Source organism: Sphingobacterium hungaricum (assembly GCF_015210005.1).
GTDB classification, from domain to species: Bacteria; Bacteroidota; Bacteroidia; order Sphingobacteriales; family Sphingobacteriaceae; genus Sphingobacterium; species Sphingobacterium hungaricum.
Window position 1 is genome coordinate 1,356,194 of the sequence record NZ_MU158698.1, and the last position, 22,815, is coordinate 1,379,008.

General features: G+C 38.3%; 19 protein-coding genes. 2 read left to right on the forward strand and 17 right to left on the reverse strand.

Annotated elements, in window-relative coordinates:
• Window positions 1-44: 44 nt before the first annotated feature.
• The 11 genes from C4F49_RS09190 to C4F49_RS09240 all read right to left on the reverse strand — a co-directional run bounded on the left by C4F49_RS09190 (window position 45) and on the right by C4F49_RS09240 (window position 13,954).
• The gene (locus tag C4F49_RS09190) at window positions 45-485 is read right to left on the reverse strand and encodes a hypothetical protein (protein ID WP_196935565.1); all 441 of its coding nucleotides are present in this window, start codon (window positions 483-485) and stop codon (window positions 45-47) included.
• 6 nt (window positions 486-491) lie between these two features.
• Window positions 492-1,751: a YeiH family protein gene (locus C4F49_RS09195; RefSeq protein WP_196935566.1), complete on the reverse strand. Its 1,260-nt coding sequence runs from the start codon at window positions 1,749-1,751 to the stop codon at window positions 492-494.
• An 11-nt stretch (window positions 1,752-1,762) separates the two neighbouring features.
• Window positions 1,763-2,680 (reverse strand): TIGR01777 family oxidoreductase, encoded by a 918-nt coding sequence (locus C4F49_RS09200; RefSeq protein WP_196935567.1) that lies wholly within the window; start codon window positions 2,678-2,680, stop codon window positions 1,763-1,765.
• Between the two features lie 193 nt (window positions 2,681-2,873).
• Complete coding sequence (locus C4F49_RS09205; protein WP_196935568.1) at window positions 2,874-5,471, reverse strand: TonB-dependent receptor; 2,598 nt, start codon at window positions 5,469-5,471, stop codon at window positions 2,874-2,876.
• Window positions 5,472-5,903: 432 nt separating this feature from the next.
• Window positions 5,904-6,980, reverse strand: coding sequence for a ligand-binding sensor domain-containing protein (locus tag C4F49_RS09210; protein ID WP_196935569.1), 1,077 nt, complete (start codon window positions 6,978-6,980; stop codon window positions 5,904-5,906).
• A gap of 184 nt (window positions 6,981-7,164) precedes the next feature.
• Window positions 7,165-8,943: an acyl-CoA dehydrogenase family protein gene (locus C4F49_RS09215; protein WP_196935570.1), complete on the reverse strand. Its 1,779-nt coding sequence runs from the start codon at window positions 8,941-8,943 to the stop codon at window positions 7,165-7,167.
• A 105-nt stretch (window positions 8,944-9,048) separates the two neighbouring features.
• Window positions 9,049-9,390, reverse strand: coding sequence for a four helix bundle protein (locus tag C4F49_RS09220; RefSeq protein WP_231388253.1), 342 nt, complete (start codon window positions 9,388-9,390; stop codon window positions 9,049-9,051).
• A 62-nt stretch (window positions 9,391-9,452) separates the two neighbouring features.
• Entirely contained in the window at window positions 9,453-10,625 is a 1,173-nt protein-coding gene (locus C4F49_RS09225) for an acetyl-CoA C-acyltransferase (RefSeq protein ID WP_196935572.1), read from the reverse strand.
• A gap of 30 nt (window positions 10,626-10,655) precedes the next feature.
• Complete coding sequence (locus C4F49_RS09230) at window positions 10,656-11,015, reverse strand: four helix bundle protein (protein ID WP_196935573.1); 360 nt, start codon at window positions 11,013-11,015, stop codon at window positions 10,656-10,658.
• 31 nt (window positions 11,016-11,046) lie between these two features.
• Window positions 11,047-13,473, reverse strand: a complete 2,427-nt coding sequence (locus C4F49_RS09235; protein ID WP_196935574.1) for a 3-hydroxyacyl-CoA dehydrogenase/enoyl-CoA hydratase family protein — start codon at window positions 13,471-13,473, stop codon at window positions 11,047-11,049.
• Window positions 13,474-13,498: 25 nt separating this feature from the next.
• Complete coding sequence (locus C4F49_RS09240; RefSeq protein WP_196935575.1) at window positions 13,499-13,954, reverse strand: MarR family winged helix-turn-helix transcriptional regulator; 456 nt, start codon at window positions 13,952-13,954, stop codon at window positions 13,499-13,501.
• Between the two features lie 201 nt (window positions 13,955-14,155).
• Here C4F49_RS09240 and C4F49_RS09245 point away from each other — a divergent pair, with 201 nt between their 5' ends.
• Window positions 14,156-15,118, forward strand: a complete 963-nt coding sequence (locus tag C4F49_RS09245; RefSeq protein ID WP_196935576.1) for an isopenicillin N synthase family dioxygenase — start codon at window positions 14,156-14,158, stop codon at window positions 15,116-15,118.
• Window positions 15,119-15,350: 232 nt separating this feature from the next.
• Here the strand turns inward: C4F49_RS09245 and C4F49_RS09250 are convergent, their stop codons facing one another.
• Together C4F49_RS09250 and C4F49_RS09255 are read right to left on the reverse strand one after the other, a co-directional pair.
• Entirely contained in the window at window positions 15,351-15,707 is a 357-nt protein-coding gene (locus C4F49_RS09250) for an MmcQ/YjbR family DNA-binding protein (protein ID WP_196935577.1), read from the reverse strand.
• A gap of 29 nt (window positions 15,708-15,736) precedes the next feature.
• Window positions 15,737-16,294 (reverse strand): thioredoxin family protein, encoded by a 558-nt coding sequence (locus C4F49_RS09255; RefSeq protein ID WP_196935578.1) that lies wholly within the window; start codon window positions 16,292-16,294, stop codon window positions 15,737-15,739.
• A gap of 230 nt (window positions 16,295-16,524) precedes the next feature.
• Here C4F49_RS09255 and dnaK point away from each other — a divergent pair, with 230 nt between their 5' ends.
• Window positions 16,525-18,438 (forward strand): molecular chaperone DnaK, encoded by a 1,914-nt coding sequence (gene dnaK, locus C4F49_RS09260; protein ID WP_196935579.1) that lies wholly within the window; start codon window positions 16,525-16,527, stop codon window positions 18,436-18,438.
• 61 nt (window positions 18,439-18,499) lie between these two features.
• Here the strand turns inward: dnaK and C4F49_RS09265 are convergent, their stop codons facing one another.
• From C4F49_RS09265 to C4F49_RS09280, 4 genes are all read right to left on the reverse strand, one after another.
• On the reverse strand, window positions 18,500-18,703 hold the full coding sequence (locus C4F49_RS09265; RefSeq protein ID WP_196935580.1) for a helix-turn-helix transcriptional regulator: 204 nt from the start codon (window positions 18,701-18,703) through the stop codon (window positions 18,500-18,502).
• 598 nt (window positions 18,704-19,301) lie between these two features.
• On the reverse strand, window positions 19,302-19,967 hold the full coding sequence (locus C4F49_RS09270) for a TIGR02117 family protein (RefSeq protein WP_196935581.1): 666 nt from the start codon (window positions 19,965-19,967) through the stop codon (window positions 19,302-19,304).
• 94 nt (window positions 19,968-20,061) lie between these two features.
• Window positions 20,062-20,976, reverse strand: coding sequence for a nucleotidyltransferase family protein (locus C4F49_RS09275; protein ID WP_196935582.1), 915 nt, complete (start codon window positions 20,974-20,976; stop codon window positions 20,062-20,064).
• 51 nt (window positions 20,977-21,027) lie between these two features.
• Entirely contained in the window at window positions 21,028-22,584 is a 1,557-nt protein-coding gene (locus C4F49_RS09280) for a helicase HerA-like domain-containing protein (RefSeq protein ID WP_196935583.1), read from the reverse strand.
• Window positions 22,585-22,815 lie beyond the last annotated feature (231 nt).

Below are 22,815 nucleotides of genomic sequence, written 5' to 3' on the forward strand. Positions count from 1 at the left end.
TAAGATAACACTTTCCACAATAAAATTGAAATTCAGCCAGAAATTTAGATTCTCTGATTGATAAATTCCCCGTAATTAAAGCTTCTTTCCTCCTGATTTATTTTAGATTTTAAAAGCACTTCCCATTCTGAAACTTCCAACACTTTGGCCATCGAACCAAAAGGAAAACCATCGCCTTTGTTCGTGACACTTATTTTCACTTCAGATTGGAGGGTTGCTGTCTCTGCAAAAATAACATTCCCGACCACATGCATTTTTCCCTCTTCGGCATCAAGATTTCCTAGAACAGGATAAATCCGATAAGGCAATTGTTTTACATCTTTACCAAATGGAATAAGACAGTACGCCTGATTCTGTACATCAAAACTGACAACAAAGGATGAAGAAATCGAACTCGTTATGTATCGCCGCAATTTATCTCCTAAATAAATTTTATATCCATCCTTGTCATAAAATCCAGTAAAAAGATGTTCCGGAAGGCTCATAATCGATTAATTAAATAATAGTAAGGCAATAATCAAAGTTACGATAACATTAAAACCTTGAGCAATTAAAAAAGCATAGAATGGCTTTTTGCTGTTATGCACAAACAATTCCTTGAAATTCGTTTCCAATCCAATGCTCGTAAAAGCTAATGCAAACCATAAAGATTGAATACTTTTAAGACTTTCCTTCACTTGAGCATTTGTATCTGCTGATACAAAAAATGAAAAAAGCAGTGATGCAAACACAAAACCAATTACGAATTTTGGAAAGCGGTCCCAAATAATGCGCAATGTTGGTTTTTCTTCAATGCCATTTATTTTCTTTCCTTTGGAATGGCTGTAAGTCCAATAGATGCTAATCGCAAAAGCGGCAATTCCTAACAAGACATTCTGGGAAAACTTAACGATTGTACTTATTTTCAAAGCTTCTTCTCCGACCAACGAACCTGAAGCGACAACAGCGCCTGTCGTATCAATACTTCCACCGAGCCATGCGCCCGTAACTTCCTGCGACAAACCCATCCATTCTGCCAGATAGGGCATAAAAATCATCATCGGAATCGCGGTAATCAGCACCATCGAGATAACATACGATAGCTTTTTCGAATCTCCTTGAATGGCTCCTGAAGTTGCTATCGCAGCTGAAACTCCACAAATAGAGACCGCGCTCGAAATCATCATCGTCAATTCTTCATCGATTTTCAATTTCTTGCACAGCCAAAAAGCAAAATACCAGACCGAAAGAACGACCACCAATGCTTGAATTAAGCCCAACGAGCCTGCTTTTAGAATATCGCCAAAAATGACGGTGGTTCCCAATAAGACCAATCCGATTTTCACATACAATTCTGTAGAAAGCGCCTCTTTGAACCAAGCGGGCAGCTTGAAAAAATTGCTGATCAGAAGCCCGATTCCTAAACTAAAAATCACGGCTTCCAGATTAAAACTTTTAACCGTTTCATTTCCTGCCAGAATCAACGCAAACAAGGTCAACAAATAGACAATCGGAAAAACGATCAACAAATTTTTAGGATTTTTACCGAGCAGAAATGCCCCTAAAATTGCGGTCACAAAAACCAATAGAAATTGCTGGCCAATAGCCGCCAGATTTAAAGAAGAGAATACTTGCGTGCTTAATTCAGAACCATTTGTCCAGCTAAAGGTAGGTTTTGGAATGATAACTCCTGATAAAGTCAGAAACACGATTCCGAGTCCCAAGATTACGACGACCCAATCCTCTGAGATTGAAGCTTTATTTTTTAACATGAATTTTTTCTTTATTTTGAAGACAATAAATTTTGAAAAGCTAGGCTTAAAGTCGGAAAATTAAAGATAAAACCTTCTTTTTGCAAGTTTTTGGACACAATTCTTTGGCTGTTCAATAACAAAGAAGAATCCGTACCCATAAAGAATGAACCGATTTTTGCAGCAAATGATGGAAGAGGAAGTCCGAAGCCTATAGGTAATTCAGCCCTTAGTTTTTCCATAAATGCAGCATTAGAAACTGGTTCTGGCGCAGCCGCATGGTATAACGTTGTGTCACTTTTCGACTGAATCAGAAAATGGATAATCCGTAAAAAATCTTCGTAATGAATCCAGCTGATAAATTGCTTACCTGTCGCAACTTTTCCTCCAAGACCAAATTTTGTGATGGGAACCAATGATTTTATTAATCCAAAGTCCGGATGCAACACTGGACTTAGACGAACAACGAGCTGTTCTGTATTTGGCAAGTTAAAGGATTTAAAGGTTCTTTCCCATTCTTGGGAAACTCTAGCAAGAAAATCCTCTCCGCTGGATTTGCTGTCTTCATCTTTTTCTTCGTAGGAATCTCCAAAAATGGAAATTCCCGAAATATTAATCCATTTCTCTGGCGGGTTGTTCAACGTTTTGATGGCTTCGCCAATGACTTTTGTAGGTTTTATTCTGGATGATAAAATCCGCTTCTTGTTCTCCTCAGTAAATCGTTGATTGATGGATTCGCCAGATAAATTAATGATCGCTTTCGCATTTTCTAAATCACTTGTCCATGAACCGATGTTTTCACCATCCCAGACCGCATATTTGACATGCTGTTCGGAGGATTTCTTTTCCTTTCGTGAAAGAATAACTACGCTGTATCCATATTTTAAAAGAAATTCTGTTAATAACTCCCCTAGATTCCCTGTTCCCCCAGCTAAGATGATAGATTCCATGTTGATTTAATTTTGGCTTTGAAAAATTATTAGACTCGCTTTTTCAAAAGATTCATTTCAATTTAATCACTTTAATTAACATATACGTAAAATCATTTTGAAGGAAGCTGTCTTCATCAATTTACAAAAAGCCAAAAAACCTGTTTGAATGACTTCAAACAGGTTAAATTTTCAATTTCTAAAGGACGAGGCTCTAATTATTTTGTTTCCAGTTATATTTTAACGTAACTCCATACGTGCGCGGATCGCCTACCACACCCGCATATTGTCCATAGCTTCCAGGAGCTGCTAACAGTTGTTCATAATAATCTTTGCCACCCAAATTCCTGCTCCATACAATGATCGAGATACCATTCGACCCTCTAAAACCTAAGCGCGCATTTAACAGCGCATATGCATCAATATTCAAGAATTGAGATGGTGAGGAATTGGATGAAAATTTAGAGCGGTAAAATAAATCCGCACCAAAGAAATACGAGCCATTGATTCCGATTAATTTGCCGCTTGTATTCGTTTCAGCACCGGCAGACCAAGACCATTTTGAAATTCCTGGCAGTTCGCCACCCGAAATATCTTTAAAAGCTTGGGCGCCGCCCACTTCTTCTAAAGGCACGGGAGCATTGGTGAATTTAACGTATTTACCGTCGGTATAAGCAAAAGCTGCGTTCAAACGTAAGAAATGTCCAATGTTCGCACTTCCATCCAGTTCGATTCCTTGGACACGTACCTTTTCGGCATTGGCCAAATATCCTCTATTCACTCCCGGTTCTGGTGTTTGAACCTGAGTTTGGTAATCTTTAATGTCTGTTTGGTAAACCGCTAGATTCAAAATAATATTTCTTCGTGGCGATGTTTTGATACCGATTTCCTTATGGTCTACAGCTTCCGGTTTGACTTCTGCCAAATCCAATAAAACTTCGCCATTTGCTGTTGGCAAACCACCTACATTGATTCCGATAGGTTTATAGCTTATCGAATAGGTAGCGTAAGCATTTATTTTTGGATTGAACTGATAACGGGCAGATAGCTGTCCTGAAAGATTTCCTGCATCCGCATTGATATCAAATGTTTGATTGGTATAGACTCCATTTTTTAAAGCAATTAAAGCTGGATCGTCCGTATCCAATCCGCCATAGGTTTGACGGTCATAATTTGCAACTTTTTTATCGTAGTTGTAACGTAGTCCTGGCAAGATGTGCAGTTTATCGGTAACCGACCAATCGATTTGTGAGTAGGCGGCTAAACTTGTGCTTCTAATTCCATAGGTTGTACGAATCCCAAAATTGTCAAATAAGCCTGGCGTTTCCCACAGCGAGCTTGTGCTGCTTTTTTGAAAGCGCCATAAAGCCGATCCTGCTTCTTCCGTATGTACTGGGTCTGTTCCCAAATCTTGGTACAAACCGAATAAACCAACAACTCCGCTTACTTTTTCACTAATTTTTCCTGAATACCTAAATTCTTGAGAATATTGATGATGAACTGAATTTCCAGCAGAAACTGTGTAAACTGGCAATCCTAAATAGTCGCGGTCATTTAGTGGAACCCAATTCCAATAGCGCCAAGCAGAAGTCGATGTTAATGTACCGTTACCGATCTTAAAATCTGCGTTGAATGAAACTCCGCCCAATTCATTATCGGCCTTAGATTGTGTATCCAAATCAATTTTGCGTTCGAAGGCGCTTTCGTAAGGCAGCGTATAACCTAAATCTGAAATGATTGCATTGAACTGGCGATAATCTGCACGCTGAGTTTCAACAACTCCCGCTACTGCCCAACCATAGCCGTCTGGCCGTTGAGCGGACATATCACCTGATAAAAGCAATTTTACGTTTTCATTTGGCGTATACAACAATTGCCCTCTAAAACCTAAGTTATTGATGTCATTGATGTTGCGATTCGTATGCACATTAAATAAAGAACCATTTCGTTGCGTTCCGGAAAAGGAAACACGAGCAGCCAGGTTTTTAGCTAAAGGTCCTGTGATAGATGTTTTTGCTTGAATAAAACCCAAGTTGCCATAACTTAATTCGAAATTGGCTTCTGGGCTAAATTGTGGCAGACGTGAGGTAATGTTAAAAGCTCCGGCAGTTGTATTTTTACCGAATAAGGTTCCCTGTGGGCCTCTTAAAACTTCAATTTGTTCGATATCGATAAAATCTAACCATGTTGCTGCTGGACGAGCAATGTATACGCCGTCCAAATAAAATCCCACACCAGGATCGATCCCATCGTTGGTCAATCCATAGGTAGAACCTAAACCACGAATATTTAAAGTTGTATTGCGTGCATTTGACGTGTACAGCTGAACGGTCGGTACTAATTCTTTAAGGCGATTCACGTTAAATGCCCCCGCATCTTCCAAAGCGGCGCCTCGTAATGTCGAAATCGCAATCGGAACATCCTGCAATTGTTCTTTGCGGCGTCTGGAAGTTACGATTACCTGATCCAAGGATTCTAAACGCGGACTTAATTCGATAATCGCGGGAGAAGTTTCAATCACTAAGCGTTTGGTTTGATAACCTATGATGGAAACATTAACGGTGAATGGTAATTTTTGTCCGGTTACAAACTGGAAAACACCCTTGTTGTCTGTCTTTACTTGATGGGTTACCGCTTCCAACTGTATGGTCGCTCCCTGAAGCGGTTCTTTCGTCACCGCATCGATAACAGTACCTGTCAGCGTTGCATTGATAATTGGCTTAGGATTTTCTTCCTGAGCATTTGAAAGCTGCACAAAACCTGTCAACAAAGCCAGTATAGTGCCTATCTTAACTATAGCGTTATATTTCATAAATAGTAGATGTCTTTTAAATCGTGAATGGTTCAAGCAATGCTATGAATAGCTCTACTTGATAATTTGTCGCTTTTGGGATATTTATTTCCCGAAATGGTTTAGGCAGAAAAACTAACGACACATTCGCATTCGATTCGCTGAAAATTCTGGGTCGTTTATTTTCATTAATCTTGAGCGATTGATTGCTTGACTTGCGTAAAATTGGTTCATCGTTATTTATATAAAATTTTAACTATCTGCTATTGACGTCCATCGTCAATTAGAACAGTGCAAATATAAAATTAAATTTAATAAAGACTACTAATTTTATAGATTTAATAGATTTTATTTTTTTGAGTCAGCTATTGACTTTGAAGTGCTTAGAAGGTAATTATTTCAAAAAGATGATAAAGAAAGCGAAGAACTAATCAACTAAATCAATCCTACATGCTAGTCAGAAACTACTTTATTTTTAAAATCGGTAAAGGTCTTTCCATTGTAACTAAACACTCCATCTAAAGTTCCGAACCAAATATTTCCATCGGTAGCTTCCAAAATTCCGAAAATCATTCGCTCATTTTCTCGTATAACTTCTCCTTGCATGTTAGCATCCATTAATGATTCTTCGTGATAGCGAGAAAGTTTCCAGCTTAATTGATCAGATTTTTTTTCTAGCCCTCCCGCTTCATATTCTTTTTCACTTTCTGAACTAGTCCAAATATTCCCATGTTTATCTTCATACACATAGCCGACAAACTGCCGTGTAAAGTTGGTCAACACTCCACCGGAATTACGCCAAAGGCCAGTATCTCCAGCTATCCAAATGTTTCCTTTGCTATCTTCGATGATCGATCGCACATTTTTGAAAGGCTTCCCATTATTTGTGAACATTGTAAACGATTTTCCATCATACCGATGCACGCCATCAAATGCACCGAACCACATCCCGCCCTTTCTGTCTTCGATAATCGAAACGACGCCGTTAGGTTTTCTAGTTGAAAAAGTTTTCCCTGTTCGATCTTCAATCATGGTATTTCCATCGAGGATGTAATTTCTAAAGGATTTTCCATCGTAATAGCTTGCGCCGCCAGAAACCCCGAACCAAATATTGCCTTTTTGGTCTTCATAAATACTTCCAACCTCATCGTTAAGAAGCCCTTCCTTGGTTGTAAAATTTGTAAATGATTTCCCATCATAATAGTAAGCACCCGAGCCAATTGAGCTAAACCAAAAATTTCCTTTTTTATCTTCTAGAGCTGAGAAGAAGCGTCCGGATATCTTGTCGCCCGTAATATTGACAAAAGATTTTCCATCGTACTTGTACATTCCTCTAAACGCAGCGATCCAGATATTGCCCTTTCGATCTTGAATAATATTTCGAACAATCCCTTGAGGTACATTAGAAGTATCTACCTTTTCAGTTTCATTTTTGATTATACTACTTTTTTGTTCCGCGCTATGTTGGACACAGGCGCTTGAAAAAGCTATTATCAGGAAAACAGCAAAGCTATTCATGTATCTAATCATTTCCTTAATTTATTTGAAGATTTTAAAACCCTAAAATCCATTTTGTAAAAATCAGCAATAAAAAAACCCGTTAGAAATAACTAACGGGTCTAAAAATAACCTTAAATTTTTAAAGTCCTATATTCAACTAATCAAAGCAGAAATCCGACATACGATTTTTGAATTTTTACTTTTTACTTTTTAATTAATAGCAATACTTATTTTCTTCAATTAATTTTTTCGCTACGCGCTGGCGAGCTTCTTTTACGTTAAATGGTTCTGCTTTAGTGAATCGACGGATTCCGACTAACATCATTCTCAACTCATCGCCTTCCGCAAACGAATTCAAAGCTTCCTTCGACGCTGCATTGATTTTGTCAATGGACGTATATAGATAAATTCTAGCCATATCTGTCGGCAAGGCAGCTTCTTGCTCACCTTTTGTATGTGCAATTTTTTCGGCGCGCAATAAAGCAGACTCCGCAACATAGACGTACCCGATAATATCTGCAATGTTCATCAAGATTTCTTCTTCTTTCGATAAAGACATCATTAATTTTTGAACAGCAGCTCCAGCAACTAACAAACCTGCTTTTTTCAGATTCGCGATGATTTTCTTCTCTGCAGCAAAAGGTGCGTTATCTTCTTCTCCAAAATCAGGAATAGACATTAATTCTCCGGCAACAGCTTGTGCTGGTCCCATTAAATCCAATTCGCCTTTCATCGCGCGTTTCAATAACATATCGACAACCAAAAGACGATTCACTTCATTCGTACCTTCAAAAATCCGGTTGATACGTGCATCTCTATAAGCCCTTTCCATTGGCGCGTCTGCTGAATAGCCCATTCCGCCATAAATCTGAACGCCTTCATCTACTGCATAATCCAACATTTCTGAACACCAAACTTTGATAATCGCACATTCAATAGCAAATTGTTCAACGGATTTTAATTTGGCTTTTGCCGAATCCATTCCGCCAGCAATCAATGCATCGTAGGCATCATCAATGTTTTGGCCTGCACGATAAGCTGCAGATTCATTCGCGAACAAACGCGTAGCTGCTTCTGCTAATTTGTAACGTATAGCTCCGAATTTCGAAATAGGCAAGTTAAATTGAACCCGCTCGTTCGAATATTTAATAGCTTGCGTAATGACTGCACGAGCAGATCCGATTGTTGCGGCACCTAATCTAATACGGCCAATATTCAAGATATTCACGGCGATTTTGAAACCGTTTTCTCGTTCTGACAATAGATTTTCGACAGGAACTGGCGTGTCATTAAAGAATACCTGACGTGTTGAAGAACCTTTAATTCCCAATTTATGCTCTTCAGGATTCATCGTAATCCCACCAAAATCCTTTTCGATAATAAATGCAGTAAGGTTTTTGTCATCATCTATTTTTGCAAAAACAATGAACACATCTGCAAATCCTGCATTTGTAATCCACATTTTCTGTCCGTTAATCAGGTAATGCGTTCCTTCAGCATTCAGCTTCGCTGAAGTCCGTCCAGAATTCGCATCCGAACCCGCATTTGGCTCTGTCAGACAATAGGAAGCTTTCCACTCGCCCGTTGTTAGTTTGGGAATGTATTTCGCTTTTTGTTCTTCATTTCCATAATATAAGATCGGCAAAGTCCCGATTCCTGTGTGTGCAGATAAAGCCACAGCGAACGAAAATCCGCCACCGACTGCATCCGCAACCAACATCGAGGTGTTGAAATTTTTTCCAAAACCACCATATTCTTCTGGAATGGAAACGCCCAGCATGCCCAATTCTCCGGCTTTATCCATCAGATTCGGCATGAGGCCTTCTTCCTGCGCATCAATGCGTTCTAGTTTGTTTAATACTTCGGCATCCAGAAAATCCAAACAGGTCTGACGAATCATTTTCGATTCCTCATCGAATTCTTCTGGAATAAAAATGTCTTGATACGATGTTTCGCGAATGACAAATTCGCCACCTTTAATTGCATTAGCCATATCTTTTTTTTGATTAAGGAGCAAGGAATAAAGATTAAGGATTATTGCATTGCTACTATAGTTTTAAAATTTGTTATTCGTTTTGTTAAGACTAAGGAGTAAAGATTATTGCTTTGGCTCCAGTGTTTTTAAAAAATTTGTTATTCTTTTCTGTATGATTACTACTTTGTTTATTATTTCGTCTAAATCTTTTTCATTTGAAAAATGCAATTGCTTGCTCAGAATTAATTGTGTTTCCATTTCAAAAGTTGAACCTAAAGCAATTTTTATGAAATGAGCCAACTCCTTATCTGAACTTCTGGAACAACCTTCTGCAATATTTGAAGGAATCGAAACTGCACATCTTCTTAATTGATTCACCAATCCAAATTTTTCGTCCGAAGGAAATGCCATTGTCAATTGATACACCATCGTTGCAACTTCCATCCCATCTTTCCAAATCTCCAAATTCCTGAAATTATGCATCGCCTAATGTCCTTGTTCCTTACTTCTTGCTCTTTATTCCCTTCTTAAAGCATTTCAAAAATTCCCGCAGCGCCTTGTCCAGTTCCTACACACATAGTAACCATGCCGTATTTTTGGTCTCTGCGCTTCAATTCGTTCATGATCTGAACCGTTAATTTCGCACCTGTACAGCCAAGCGGATGACCTAAAGCAATCGCACCTCCATTCACGTTGATTTTGCTTTCGTCCAATTGCAGTTCTCGAATTATCGCTAAAGATTGCGAAGCAAAAGCTTCATTTAATTCAATCAAATCAATGTCTTCTTTTTTCAAGCCTGCTTTTTCCAGCGCTTTTGGAATGGCGTAAATCGGCCCGATTCCCATAATGCGCGGAGGAACGCCAGCAACGGCATACGAAACTAATTTTGCGATAGGCTCCACATTCAATTGCTTCAGCATTTTCTCTGAAACAACCAATACGAAGGCGGCGCCATCCGACGTTTGGGAAGAATTACCTGCCGTAATGCATCCGTCCGCAGCGAAAACGGGTCTCAACTTGGATAAAGTTTCCAAATTCGAATCCGCCCTTGGACCTTCATCGGTGTCCACCACATATTCTCGCGAAGCGATTTTATTATCTTTCAAATAATTTTCGGTGACTTTGATTGGATAAACCCCATCTTTCAAATGACCATTTTTTATTGCTTCGACAGCTTTTTGATGCGATTTCAAAGCAAATGCATCTTGATCTTCTCTCGACACATTGTATTCTTTAGCCACCGCTTCTGCTGTCAAACCCATTCCCCAATACCAATCCGGATTCTCTTTGGCAACAACCGGATTAGGAACTAATTTCCAGCCGCCAAATGGCATTCCAGACATGACTTCAACGCCTCCCGCAATAATGCAATCGGCCATCCCGGCTTTGATTTTTGCGGTTGCTGTCGCAATGGTTTCCAAACCCGATGCGCAATAGCGATTAACGGTCACTCCGGGCACTTTGTCTGTATTCAATCCCATCAAGGAAATCATGCGGCCAATATTCAATCCCTGTTCAGCTTCCGGTGTAGCGTTCCCGACAATCACGTCATCGATCTGTTCGACATCGAGATTCGGAATCGTAGAAACCATGTGCTTAATAACTTCTGCGGCTAAATCATCCGCACGCATAAAACGAAAAACTCCTCTTGGCGCTTTCCCTACTGCGGTACGATATCCTGCTATAATGTATGCTTCCATATTTTTTGATTAGTAGTTAGATATTAGTATTTAGTAGTTAGATTTTAATTTCTGTTGTAAAGAATAACTCATTTTTAAAAGTTCGTTCAAAGAATTTGAAATTCTATCTAAATCTTGCGCCAATAAATAACCTAAGTTTTTTGATATGATTAATTGCGTTTCTACTTCGTAAATAGATGCATGTGCTATGGATAAAAAATGAACAAATTCTCTGTCATAATTTCGTCCAGCACCTTCTGCAATATTTGAAGGAATTGAAACAGAAGCTCTATTTATTTGGCTGATTAGATTAAATCTTTCTTTATCAGGAAACGTTGCCGTTAACTTATAAATTTCAGATACCGTCTCAATTGCCTTTTGCCATAGTTTCAACTCCTTGTAGTGATGCATATCTATATACTAAATACTATATACTTCAAGTCTAATTCCTTAACGCCTTCCCTGTTGTCAGCATATGCTGAATGCGTTCTAGCGTTTTGCGCTCTGCGCAAAGTTCTAAGAATGTTTTACGTTCTAAATCCAATAAGTATTGTTCTGATACTTCTGTTGGTTGCGAAAGATTTCCGCCACACATTACCCATCCCAATTTTTCTGAAATCTTTTGGTCGTGGTCAGAAATGTAGTTTCCGGAACGCATGGAATTTGCACCAGCATACACGATTCCTAAACCTGAATTTCCTAAGACCTTGATATCCGTACGGTGAGCCGGCTGTGTGTATCCTGCATCTGCCAATTCCAAAGCTTTTTCTTTGGCGTCAGCCAAAAGACGTTTGCGGTTCATGGTAATGGCAAATTTTCCTTTCTGCAGGTAACCTAATTCATAGGCCTCGACTGCTGAAGTAGAAACTTTCGCTTGACCAATGGTCAAGAAACGGTCTTTCAAGGTATTCTGTACGATTTGGTCTTCACGGTATTCATCCGAGGCGCGCAAAGCAAATTCTTTCGAACCGCCTCCGCCAGGAATCACGCCGACTCCAAACTCAACTAATCCCATGTATGTCTCTGCATGCAACTGAACAAAATCAGCGTGCATTGAAAATTCACAACCACCGCCTAAAGTCAGTTGGAACGGAGCAACGACAACTGGAATCGACGAGTAACGAATGCGCATCGCTGTATTTTGGAACATGCGAACCGCCATATTTAATTCGTCGTAATCTTGTTCGACAGCCATCATGAAAATCATGCCGATATTTGCGCCAGCAGAAAAATTCTTTCCTTCATTGGTAATGACTAAACCTCGGTATTCCTTTTCTGCCAAATCAATCGCTTTGTTCAGTCCTTCAATGACTTCCCCGCCAATTGTATTCATTTTGGTGTGGAATTCGCAGTTGATAATGCCGTCGCCTAAATCAGTGATTGTAACACCCGAATTTTTCCAAACAGTTTTGCTGTCGCGAATGTTGTCTAGAACGATTAAATCTTCAGCTCCTGGAATTGGCTTATACGATTTTGACTCGATGTCATAATAATTTTTAACGCCATCAATAACTTTGTAAAAACTTTCACAACCTGCTTCTAACATCTCATGCACCCATTGCGCAACCTCTCCGGTTTGACCTGGCAAACGTTTTTCTTCGTCTTTGATTTTAGCAATCGTCTCTTTGACGCCCAAGGCATCCCAAACCTCAAATGGGCCTAATTCCCATCCGAAACCGGCACGCATCGCATCATCAATGCGGAAGAAATCATCTGTGATTTCAGGAACGCGATTCGACACATATTCGAAAAGCGGATAATGCATTGCTCGAAATAATTCGCCAGCCTTATCTGTTCCTTGTGCATACACTTTCATGCGCTTGCGAATATCTTCAATTGGTTTTGTTGCTTCCAACGTTGAAGATTTCACTTTTTGCTGTGTTTCGTAGTCCAAGGTCTTGAGATTCAATGATAGAATTTCAGATTCGCCCTTGTCATTTTTTATTTTCTTATAAAAACCTTGCTTCGATTTTTCACCCAGCCATTTATTCTCCGCCATTTTAGAAATGTATGCTGGCAAGACAAAAACACCTTTCGCCTCATCATTCGGCGCATTCTGCGTTAGACCATTGGCGACATTGATTAGCGTATCCAATCCTACAACATCCGCTGTGCGGAAAGTAGCCGATTTTGGATGCCCCATGGCAGGTCCAGTAAATTTATCGACTTCTTCAACCGTCAAACCTAATTGCTCAACCAAATGAGTAATCGCTAACATCGAATACACGCCGATTCTATTTCCAATAAATGCTGGCGTGTCTTTACATAAAACAACCGTTTTACCTAAGATTTTATCGCCGAAATGCACCAAGAAGTCGATGACCTCTTTATCTGTATCCCCTGTCGGAATGATTTCCAGCAATTCTAAATAGCGTGGCGGATTGAAAAAATGCGTTCCGCAAAAATGTTTTTTGAAATCATCCGAACGTCCTTCGCTCATCAAATGAATCGGAATTCCCGAAGTATTCGAAGTAATCAACGTTCCCGGCTTTCTAAATTGCTCGACTTGGTCAAACACTGATTTTTTAATTTCCAAACGCTCTACGACGACCTCAATCACCCAGTCATACGAAGCAATATCTTTCATATTGTCTTCGAAATTTCCGGTTTTGATTCTATTCACAAATGTTTTGCTATAGATTGGCGAAGGGTTTGTTTTTAAAGCAGTATCGAGAGAACTATTCACAATTCTGTTTTTTACAGCTGGACTTGATAAGGTCAATCCTTTGCTTTCTTCCTGCGGAAGCAGTTCTTTTGGATTGATATCCAACAACAATACCTCTACGCCTATATTAGCAAAGTGGCATGCAATTCTGGATCCCATCACTCCGGATCCTAAAACGGCAACTTTTTTAATATTTCTGTTCATTATATTGTGTTTTATTGGCTTTAAATTAGATTTGTTCTTCTGTTGAAATAATATGAGGCTGATATTTCGCCGCCAAATCATTTATCTTCGTTAATGTTTTAATCAACTGATTTCGTTCTTTTTCCGAAAGCTCATTTTCTAAAACGGTATTAAATTCTAGAACAACGTCTTTCGCAAGTTTGCGTTTTTCTTTCCCCAATTCTGTCAAATAGACTTTTACAGAACGCTTATCATTGGCATTGGTCTCGCGGTAAATAAAACCAAGACTTTCTAAATTGTTTAACACACGAGAAAGAGATGTTGTTTTGACACCTGTCGAATTAGCGATTTCGGAAACCGAAGTTCCATCCTTATGAATGTTGATTAAGATATAACCGGCAGCTTGTGTAAAGCCATATTGCGAGGCAATAACATTATATTTGTTGGCGACCGTCTGCCACGCAGTTTTAATGTAGTAATCTAAAGTTTTAAGTTGGCTCATTTTAATTTGCTATGCTTGCATAACAAATTTAATAGAAATTACTAACAAATCAAATTGTTTATTCATTTTTTAGTCAATTCATTCAAAACGACTTATATAAAAGAATATTTTAATCGCATACAAATCAAAAGTCTACTTTCATGCTTATAAATTATCGTAAAGATTGTAACTTCGTACTGCGAACTATAAAATAAATAGCAAATGGCAACTGTAAATATTCCACGTTTAGACCTCTTAGCTTATACAGCTGGAACAGAGGAACAACGAAAAAACTTTTCACAAGAAATTGGAAAAGCCTTTAATGAAACTGGATTTGTGACTATAGCAAACCATGGTTTGAGTTCAGAATTAATCGATAATTTGTATCGCGTGGTCAAAGAGTTTTTTGATTTGCCGGAAGAAAAAAAATTGCATTATGAATTTCCGGAATTAGCAGGCCAGCGCGGATACACTTCTAAAGGCCGAGAAAAAGCGAAAGATTCAAAAACGCCGGATTTGAAAGAATTTTGGCAGCGAGGACAAACAATTATTGGCGAGGAATATTCTAAAAAAGATTTTCCCGACAATATTCTTGTGGAAGAGATTCCAGAGTTCAACCAAGTAACTGCAGAAATTTATAAGCGCCTGGAAGATGCGGGACGGAATCTATTAAAAGCAATCGCCACGTATTTGGAACTGCCAGAAAATTATTTTGAAGAGTTTGTTATCAACGGAAACTCTATCCTGCGTGCGATTCACTATTTCCCAATCGACAGACCGCAAGATTTAGCGCCGGATGCTGTTCGTGCCGGAGCGCATGAAGACATTAATTTAATCACTTTATTAATTGGTGCAAGCGCCGATGGTTTGGAAGTATTGACCAAAGATGGAGAATGGTTCCCAATCAAAGCCAAAGGTGAAGACATTGTTGTCAATGTTGGCGATATGTTGCAACGATTGACCAATAATAAATTAAAATCGACTACACACCGTGTGGTGAACCCGCCTGTTGAGTTGATGAAAAATTCGAGATATTCTGTTCCATTTTTCTTGCATCCAAAATCATCGATGAGCTTAGCAAGTTTGGAATCAACCATTAGCGAGGAATATCCTAAAGTATATGAAGATTACACAGCGGGTCAATATTTAGACGAACGCTTGCGAGAAATCGGATTAAAAATGTAACGAAAAAGAGGCTGTATCAAAAGTAAAATTGAAGTTGGCTTTACAAAATAAAATTTGGCCATCAGATTAAGGTGACTGTTTACAAAGAAAAAACGGGCAATTTTCACATCGAAAATTGCCCGTTTTACTAACTTTAATCATTTGCTCAAAACTTAATTTGGCAAAAGATGTTCAAAATTGATTTATGATACAGCCTCTTTTTTTATGATTTATCGTTCGGAACGAACGGCATTTATTGTAATCCTTCTCTAATTTTAGCGGGCAGAGATTTCACGATTAGCTCATAACTGTGGTCGATCAATTCATTCAATTTCTGATCGGGCAATTCACGATTCGCATACACCGTATTCCAATGCTTTTTGTTCATGTGATAACCTGGGATGACCGTCTGTTCGAATTCCTCACGCAATTCAACTGCATATTCGGGGTCGCATTTGACATTAAATGAAAGGTCATCAATCTGACCCAAGCCAACTAAAAGAAAAACTTTTTCGGCAACTTTAAATACAAGCGTGTCAGGACCAAATGGAAGCGTTTCAAAAGCTCCTTTTTTTGATAGGCAATATTCACGAAGTTGTTCGATGTTCATCTTTCTAATGTAATTGGTCAAACAATAAATTATCCCCAGTTAAGCACTTCTAAAAGTTCTCTTTGCAATTCCTCTCCATGGTCTTCATTATACCATTTCTGCATGACTTCTTTGACTTCGTCAAATGATTTCCCTTCCTCTTTCATCTGATTAAAGATAGCCGTTAGCTTTTCTGGTCTCGGGCCCCAAATTCCTTTATCGTGCCCAACATCGTTGCGAATAATCAATTTAGGAATGGATTTGCTACCATTAGTTAAGTAGTCATCAATCAAAAATGGTTCTGAATCTCTTAACTGAATATCTAAATCGATGTTCGGGTTGTCTTTGACAATGGAATAAATTTGAGGCACGGAATGTGCCGCATCTCCACACCAAGGTTCTGTGATAAGAATCCAATGCTGCGGTTCGGAAATATGTTGAATTTCTGAAAGGATTGTTTCGCTAGGAGTAAATTTTTTCAACCAGCGATTCATTCTCGCCCAGTTTAATTTCGTGTAATTTAAATAATCCTCTTTCTTGTAAACTTCGTGTTCTTCTGGGTTGTTTAATATTGACTCAAAATAATCCAGGTACTCGTCAAATTTCATAATATGTAAAATATGGGGCTAAATTACAAAATAATTAATGCCTTGGCCACAATTGATGTTTGGAATATGTCAAAATAATACCAGACAAAAATGACATATTGTCATAAAAACACATTGCGAAGCATTAAATTTTATCTTTTAGCTGGAATAAGCCATTTCTGTATCGCTTGGCACAAGGGTTGATAGAATCATTGTAAATATTAAATTAAGAGTTAAACAAAATAGTAGATATGTCAAAAATTATAGGAATCGACTTAGGAACTACAAACTCATGTGTAGCCGTAATGGAAGGTAATGAGCCAGTAGTTATCGCAAACAATGAGGGAAAACGCACGACCCCATCTATCGTAGCATTTGTAGATGGAGGAGAACGCAAAGTAGGTGACCCTGCAAAACGTCAGGCAATCACAAATCCACATAAGACGGTTTATTCGATTAAACGTTTTATGGGTTTATCTTATGATGAGTCTGTAAAAGAAGCTGAACACGTACCTTACAAAATAGTTAAAGGCGACAACAATACGCCTCGTGTAGAAATCGACGACAGAAAATATACACCACAAGAAATTTCGGCAATGATTCTTCAAAAAATGAAGAAAACTGCGGAAGATTTCTTAGGGCATGAAGTAACCGAAGCAGTTATCACTGTTCCTGCTTATTTCAACGATGCTCAACGCCAAGCAACAAAAGAAGCTGGCGAGATCGCTGGATTAACGGTTAAACGTATTATCAATGAGCCAACTGCAGCTGCTTTAGCTTACGGTTTGGACAAAGCACACAAAGACATGAAAATTGTTGTTTTTGACTGTGGTGGTGGTACGCATGACGTTTCGGTTTTAGATTTAGGTGACGGTGTTTTCGAAGTAAAATCAACTGATGGTGATACACACTTAGGTGGTGATGACTTTGATAATGTAATTATCAATTGGTTAAATGACGAATTCAAAACTGAAAACAATGGTTTTGATTTGAAAAAAGACCCAATGGCATTGCAACGTTTGAAAGAAGCTGCTGAAAAAGCGAAAATCGAATTATCAAGCACGACTTCAACTGAAATCAATTTGCCATACATTACGGCTGATGCAACTGGTCCAAAACACTTAGTTCGTACTTTATCACGTGCTAAATTTGAATCTTTAGCTGCAGACTTAATCAAACGCACAATTGAGCCTTGTCGTACAGCATTGAAAAACGCTGGTTACTCGACTTCGGATATTGACGAAATCATTTTAGTAGGTGGATCGACTCGTATCCCTGCAATCGTTGATGCTGTTAAAGCATTTTTCGGAAAAGAACCTTCTAAAGGTGTTAACCCAGATGAAGTTGTAGCTTTAGGTGCTGCAATTCAAGGTGGTGTATTAACTGGAGAAGTGAAAGACGTTTTATTATTAGACGTTACGCCACTTTCTTTAGGTATCGAAACAATGGGTGGTGTAATGACTAAATTGATCGAAGCAAACACAACTATTCCGACTAAAAAGTCAGAAACGTTCTCAACTGCTTCGGATAACCAACCATCTGTGGAAATCCACATCTTGCAAGGTGAGCGCCCTATGGCTGCGCAAAATCGTACGATTGGCCGTTTCCACTTAAATGATATTCCTTCTGCACCTCGTGGAATACCTCAAATCGAAGTTACTTTCGATATTGATGCAAACGGTATCATTAAGGTTTCAGCAAAAGATAAAGCGACAGGAAAAGAGCAAAATATCCGTATCGAAGCATCTTCAGGTTTATCAGACGAAGAAATCAAAAAAATGAAAGAAGAAGCAGAAGCAAATGCTGAATCGGACAAAAAATTGAAAGAAGAAGCTGATAAAATTAACACAGCTGATGCATTGATTTTCTCTACAGAAAAACAATTGAAAGAATACGGAGAGAAAATTTCTGCAGACAAAAAAGCTCCGATCGAAGCAGGTTTAGAAAAACTAAAAGTTGCTTATGCAGCTAAAAACTTTGCGGATATCGATACAGCTTCTGCTGAATTGCAAAATGCTTGGAACGCAGCTTCTGAAGAAATGTATGCACAGACTCAGGGAGCAGATGGACAGCAAGGCCAACCTAATCCAGGTCAACCAACGAATGATGGCGGATCAGATGATGCTGGCGAAGTTCAAGATGTAGATTTTGAAGAAGTAAAATAGGTTAGAATATATATTTATAGGAAGGGTTGTCAATTCAGTTTGACAACCCTTTTTATTTTAATCAAAAATCCTTCTTTTCCAACTCAAACAATTCTTCAATTGATTTTTCTAATATTTTAGAAAGCTTTAATGCCAAAACGGTAGAAGGAACATATTTTTCTGCTTCTAAGGCATTGATAGTCTGCCTGCTGACCGAAACCAAATTTGCCAATTGTTCTTGAGAATAACTTTTCATTAGCCGATTAATTTTTATGTTATTCTTCATTTCTACTAGATCTTTTATATTTAAACAATTGGTAGTTAAAAATGAGAATAAATATAATTAATAAAAAATGTGGTATAAATACCATAAGAGTTAGATACATCGTTCCAAAAACAAAGAGACTAACGAATATAACGTAAATCATTAAAGACAACACACTCCACGACCACGAAAACAATCGCAAAGAACTGATAAATTCATCTTCAATCTGCTTTCTGCTAAACGCGATTCCACACAAACCTATTAATGCCGTTAAAGCGATTACTACCACAGTGATGTTAACTTCTGAAAACCCAAAATATATTACATTCCCATCTTTATAGAAAGAAGAATTATCTATAAAAACAAATGTTTTCATTTTTAGTCTAGCAGAATCGTCCGAAGTTATTATCAAATAGATACAAAACGAGATGAGAAGAATGGTTAGACCAATCCATCGAAAGTAACTAGGCAATAATGGTATTTTTTTCATTATGCTATAAGTTTTAAATGATTTATTAAATCAAATGTAAAACAAACATTACATAATGACAAATATTTTTTACCTAAAGTAAAAAAATACTTTACATTTTTATAGGAATTGAGAACATAGGCTTTGTGGCTATTTCTTTCTATATTTATTCATGACGCCCGACTCAAAAATAGTCCAGACAGCAGCTGGCATTTTTGCCCTTTTTAAGCCAGTATTTGTCCAAGTGTTGCAGGTAAAAAATAGATTATAAGAACCTTTGGCTTCATAAAACGCATCATCTAATCCATACTGTGCATTGGTCTTGATGTATATCGGTTTGTTATCTGCGCCAACATCAATACTTCCAAGCACATAATCAATCAAAATTTTATATTGGCTTGAATCGATCTGAACCGGAATACACAACTCATTTTCGGTCATTTTCTGATAGTATGTTACATGAAGCGCGGACTCGCTAAGGCCAAATGCAGCTTTAAAGGCAACTGAAGCTTTTAAATCCTTCCATTCTGGCGTTTGCAGGTAAAACCCTTTATCACCCCATCCAATACCTACATAGTGTTGATCAGGATTCTGTCCTTTCGTATTTGAATAAGGGAATAATTTATTCCAATCGATCCATTTGGATTTTACAGGCACCACAAATTCAGAATGCACGCCGTTGGACAAGATGTACATATCTACCTTCTCTTCGTGATAGGTATCAGCTTTGACAGAGGTGGGAATTAATGAAAAGATAAATGCAATAAGGACATAGAGAATCAATACCCCTAGCAGCAGTGAAATGAAATACGCCAAATATCTTAGAAATTTAAGCAACGTTGTTAGGATTATAAATAAAAAAGGTTAGCAATTGATTGCTAACCATGAAGTTATAAAATATTTTTTAAATCTAAAAAAGTTTTTCTGGATAAACACCGTCGGCTATTAATTTAGAGATGCTTTTTTCAACAATCGGCTTATCTTCTGGATAAGTTACACCAAACCATTTTGCGGATGTAGGGATAACTTTAAAATTCGCTTCGTTATCTTTTACCAATTGATCTGCAACCGAAGGAATAAAGAATTCAGACTTAGGATCTTCCCAATTTTTTTCGACAAAATCATGAAACATATCCTCTGCCTTTTCAAAAACTTTAGGCGTAAAACCCCAGAAATTCATAGAAACCGGACTTTTCACGTCCAAATCAAATGTTTCGCCATTTTCTTCAAAGACAACTTTCTTTTGTTTCCCGTCTCCTTGGTAATAAATTTTAGTCCGTTCCGTTACTGAAATCATATTTCCTGCTTCACTAACTTCACAAACGCCACGTGATACATAGCCATAATCGGACATCGTATTCCCTACTTCAAAGCCCATCAATGACATTTTCTCATCCGAAACTTCTGTCGTTAAAAATTTTGCCATTTTTTCGAAAGCATCCTGCCCATAAAAATCGTCGGCATTGATTACACAAAATGGAGTTGACACGTTATTTCTAGCACTTAAAACCGCGTGAGCTGTTCCCCAAGGTTTCGTACGTTCAACTTTTCGATCTATGCCGAATTTTGTCAAATCGAAATCTTGAAACGCAAAGTCATACTCAATTCTTCCGTCTAGCTTTGATGCGAACACATCGCGCATTCTTTCTAGAAACTCTTCGCGAATAATAAAAACAACCTTTCCAAAACCTGCGCGGATGGCATCATAGATGGAAAAGTCAATAATTGTTTCACCATGAGGACCAAAAGAATCCATTTGTTTCAGGGAACCATAACGGCTCGCCATACCTGCCGCAAGAATAACTAAAGTGGGTTTATTTAACATAAGTTCAAATTATACGCAATTGTCTAAGCTTCGCAAAGTTATAAATTTTAATTACTTTTTCTTAAAGAATGAATTGAGAAGTCCATTAGCCAATTTGCCGAGAAATTTTACGCCTTCGCGCGCCAATGTCCGGCTTGCAGTAGATTGAGCAGCTTCCAACGGTGTCTGCCGGTTTGAAGTACGTGAAGTTGGTTTTGGCTTCGACGCCTCTTTTGCCATCTCCTTTTTGCTCTTCTCCAGCTCTTGCTGCTGTTGAAAAGCCGCATTTTTCTCGTCAATAATTTCCGATGCCGTACGCCGTTCGACACGCTCTTGGTATTTTTGCGTAAATTCCGAAGAAGCAATCAATTCGGCATAATGCGATGGCTGGCAAGGCCCCATCACCGCCCTAGCGGGCACCAAATGGGTTGCGACAACCTCTGTCGGAATTCCTTTATCATTTAAAACCGTCACCAAAGCTTGACCTGTCCCTAACGATGTCAGCACTTTATCGATTTCATAAAAATCTGATGTGGGATAGGTTCTGACTGTTTTCCTTAAATTCTCTGCATCATTTGGCGTAAATGCACGTAATGCATGCTGAATACGATTTCCCAATTGTCCTAAAACCGATTCGGGAACATCCGTGGCCGCTTGCGTACAAAAGAACACGCCTACGCCTTTTGAGCGAATCAAACGGACAATTTGCTCAATCTGTGACAAAAATGCTTTAGAAGCGCCATTAAACAGCAAATGCGCTTCATCAAAAAAGAAGACCAATTTTGGCTTGTCCAAATCGCCAACTTCTGGCAATTGTTTGAAAAGTTGCGCCAAAAGACTCAATAGAAAAGTTGAAAACAGCAAAGGTTGGTCTTGGACATCAGAAATGTTCAACAGCGAAATCACACCTTTTCCATCAACTTTATTGAACAAATCTTGAATATCAAATTCCTTCTCCCCAAAAATATGCGCTACTCCTTGTTGCTCAATAGCGACTATTTTTCTTAAAATCGCCCCAGAACTTGAAGTGCTTATTTTTCCGTAATCAGCTTTGATTTCATCTGCACCAGGCCCTTCTGATAAATAATTCAACAGCTTTTTCAAATCCTGCAAATCGACTATCGGCAACTGGTTATCCGTAGCGTATTTGAAAATAGCGCTTAAAACTCCAGACTGAGTATCATTTAAATCCAATATCCTGGAAAGCAAAATTGGACCAAAATCTTCGACAGTAATGCGCATTGGGGCACCTAATTTCCCTGTCAACGAGAAAAGTTCGATAGGAAAACTAGCCGGTTCGAAAGGAATACCTACTGCATTTCCACGGTCAAGCAATGCTTGGTTCGTGTTACCGGGTTCTGACAAACCTGACAAATCTCCTTTTACGTCCAATAGAAAAACAGGAACTGCTGCATCTGAAAGCTGTTCTGCAATTAATTGCAAAGTTCTTGTCTTTCCTGTCCCCGTTGCTCCCGCAATAAGCCCATGACGGTTCATCATCTTGAGCGCAAGGTTAACCTTTGCGTCTGTAACTATTTCAGCGTCAAGTATTCCGGAGCCTAATTGAATAAAAGCTCCTTTGGGACTATATGATTGATTTATCTTCTGAATAAATTGTTCTTTTGCCATAATTTTCAGGAAAAGTTTAATATTTATGTGAATATACTTATATTATGAAAAATGCATGTTAACGAATACTTAAAATTAGATTAACTTATGTGTTTTTCTCAATCTTTTGTAATTTTTTTGTTTTATTATTTCATTATTTTTGGTACTATTTTAATAATAGTATATTTTTGTGCTAGTTAAAATAGTGAATACTTAAAAAAACTGGATGTTTAATTTAAGCTTTAAAAAATT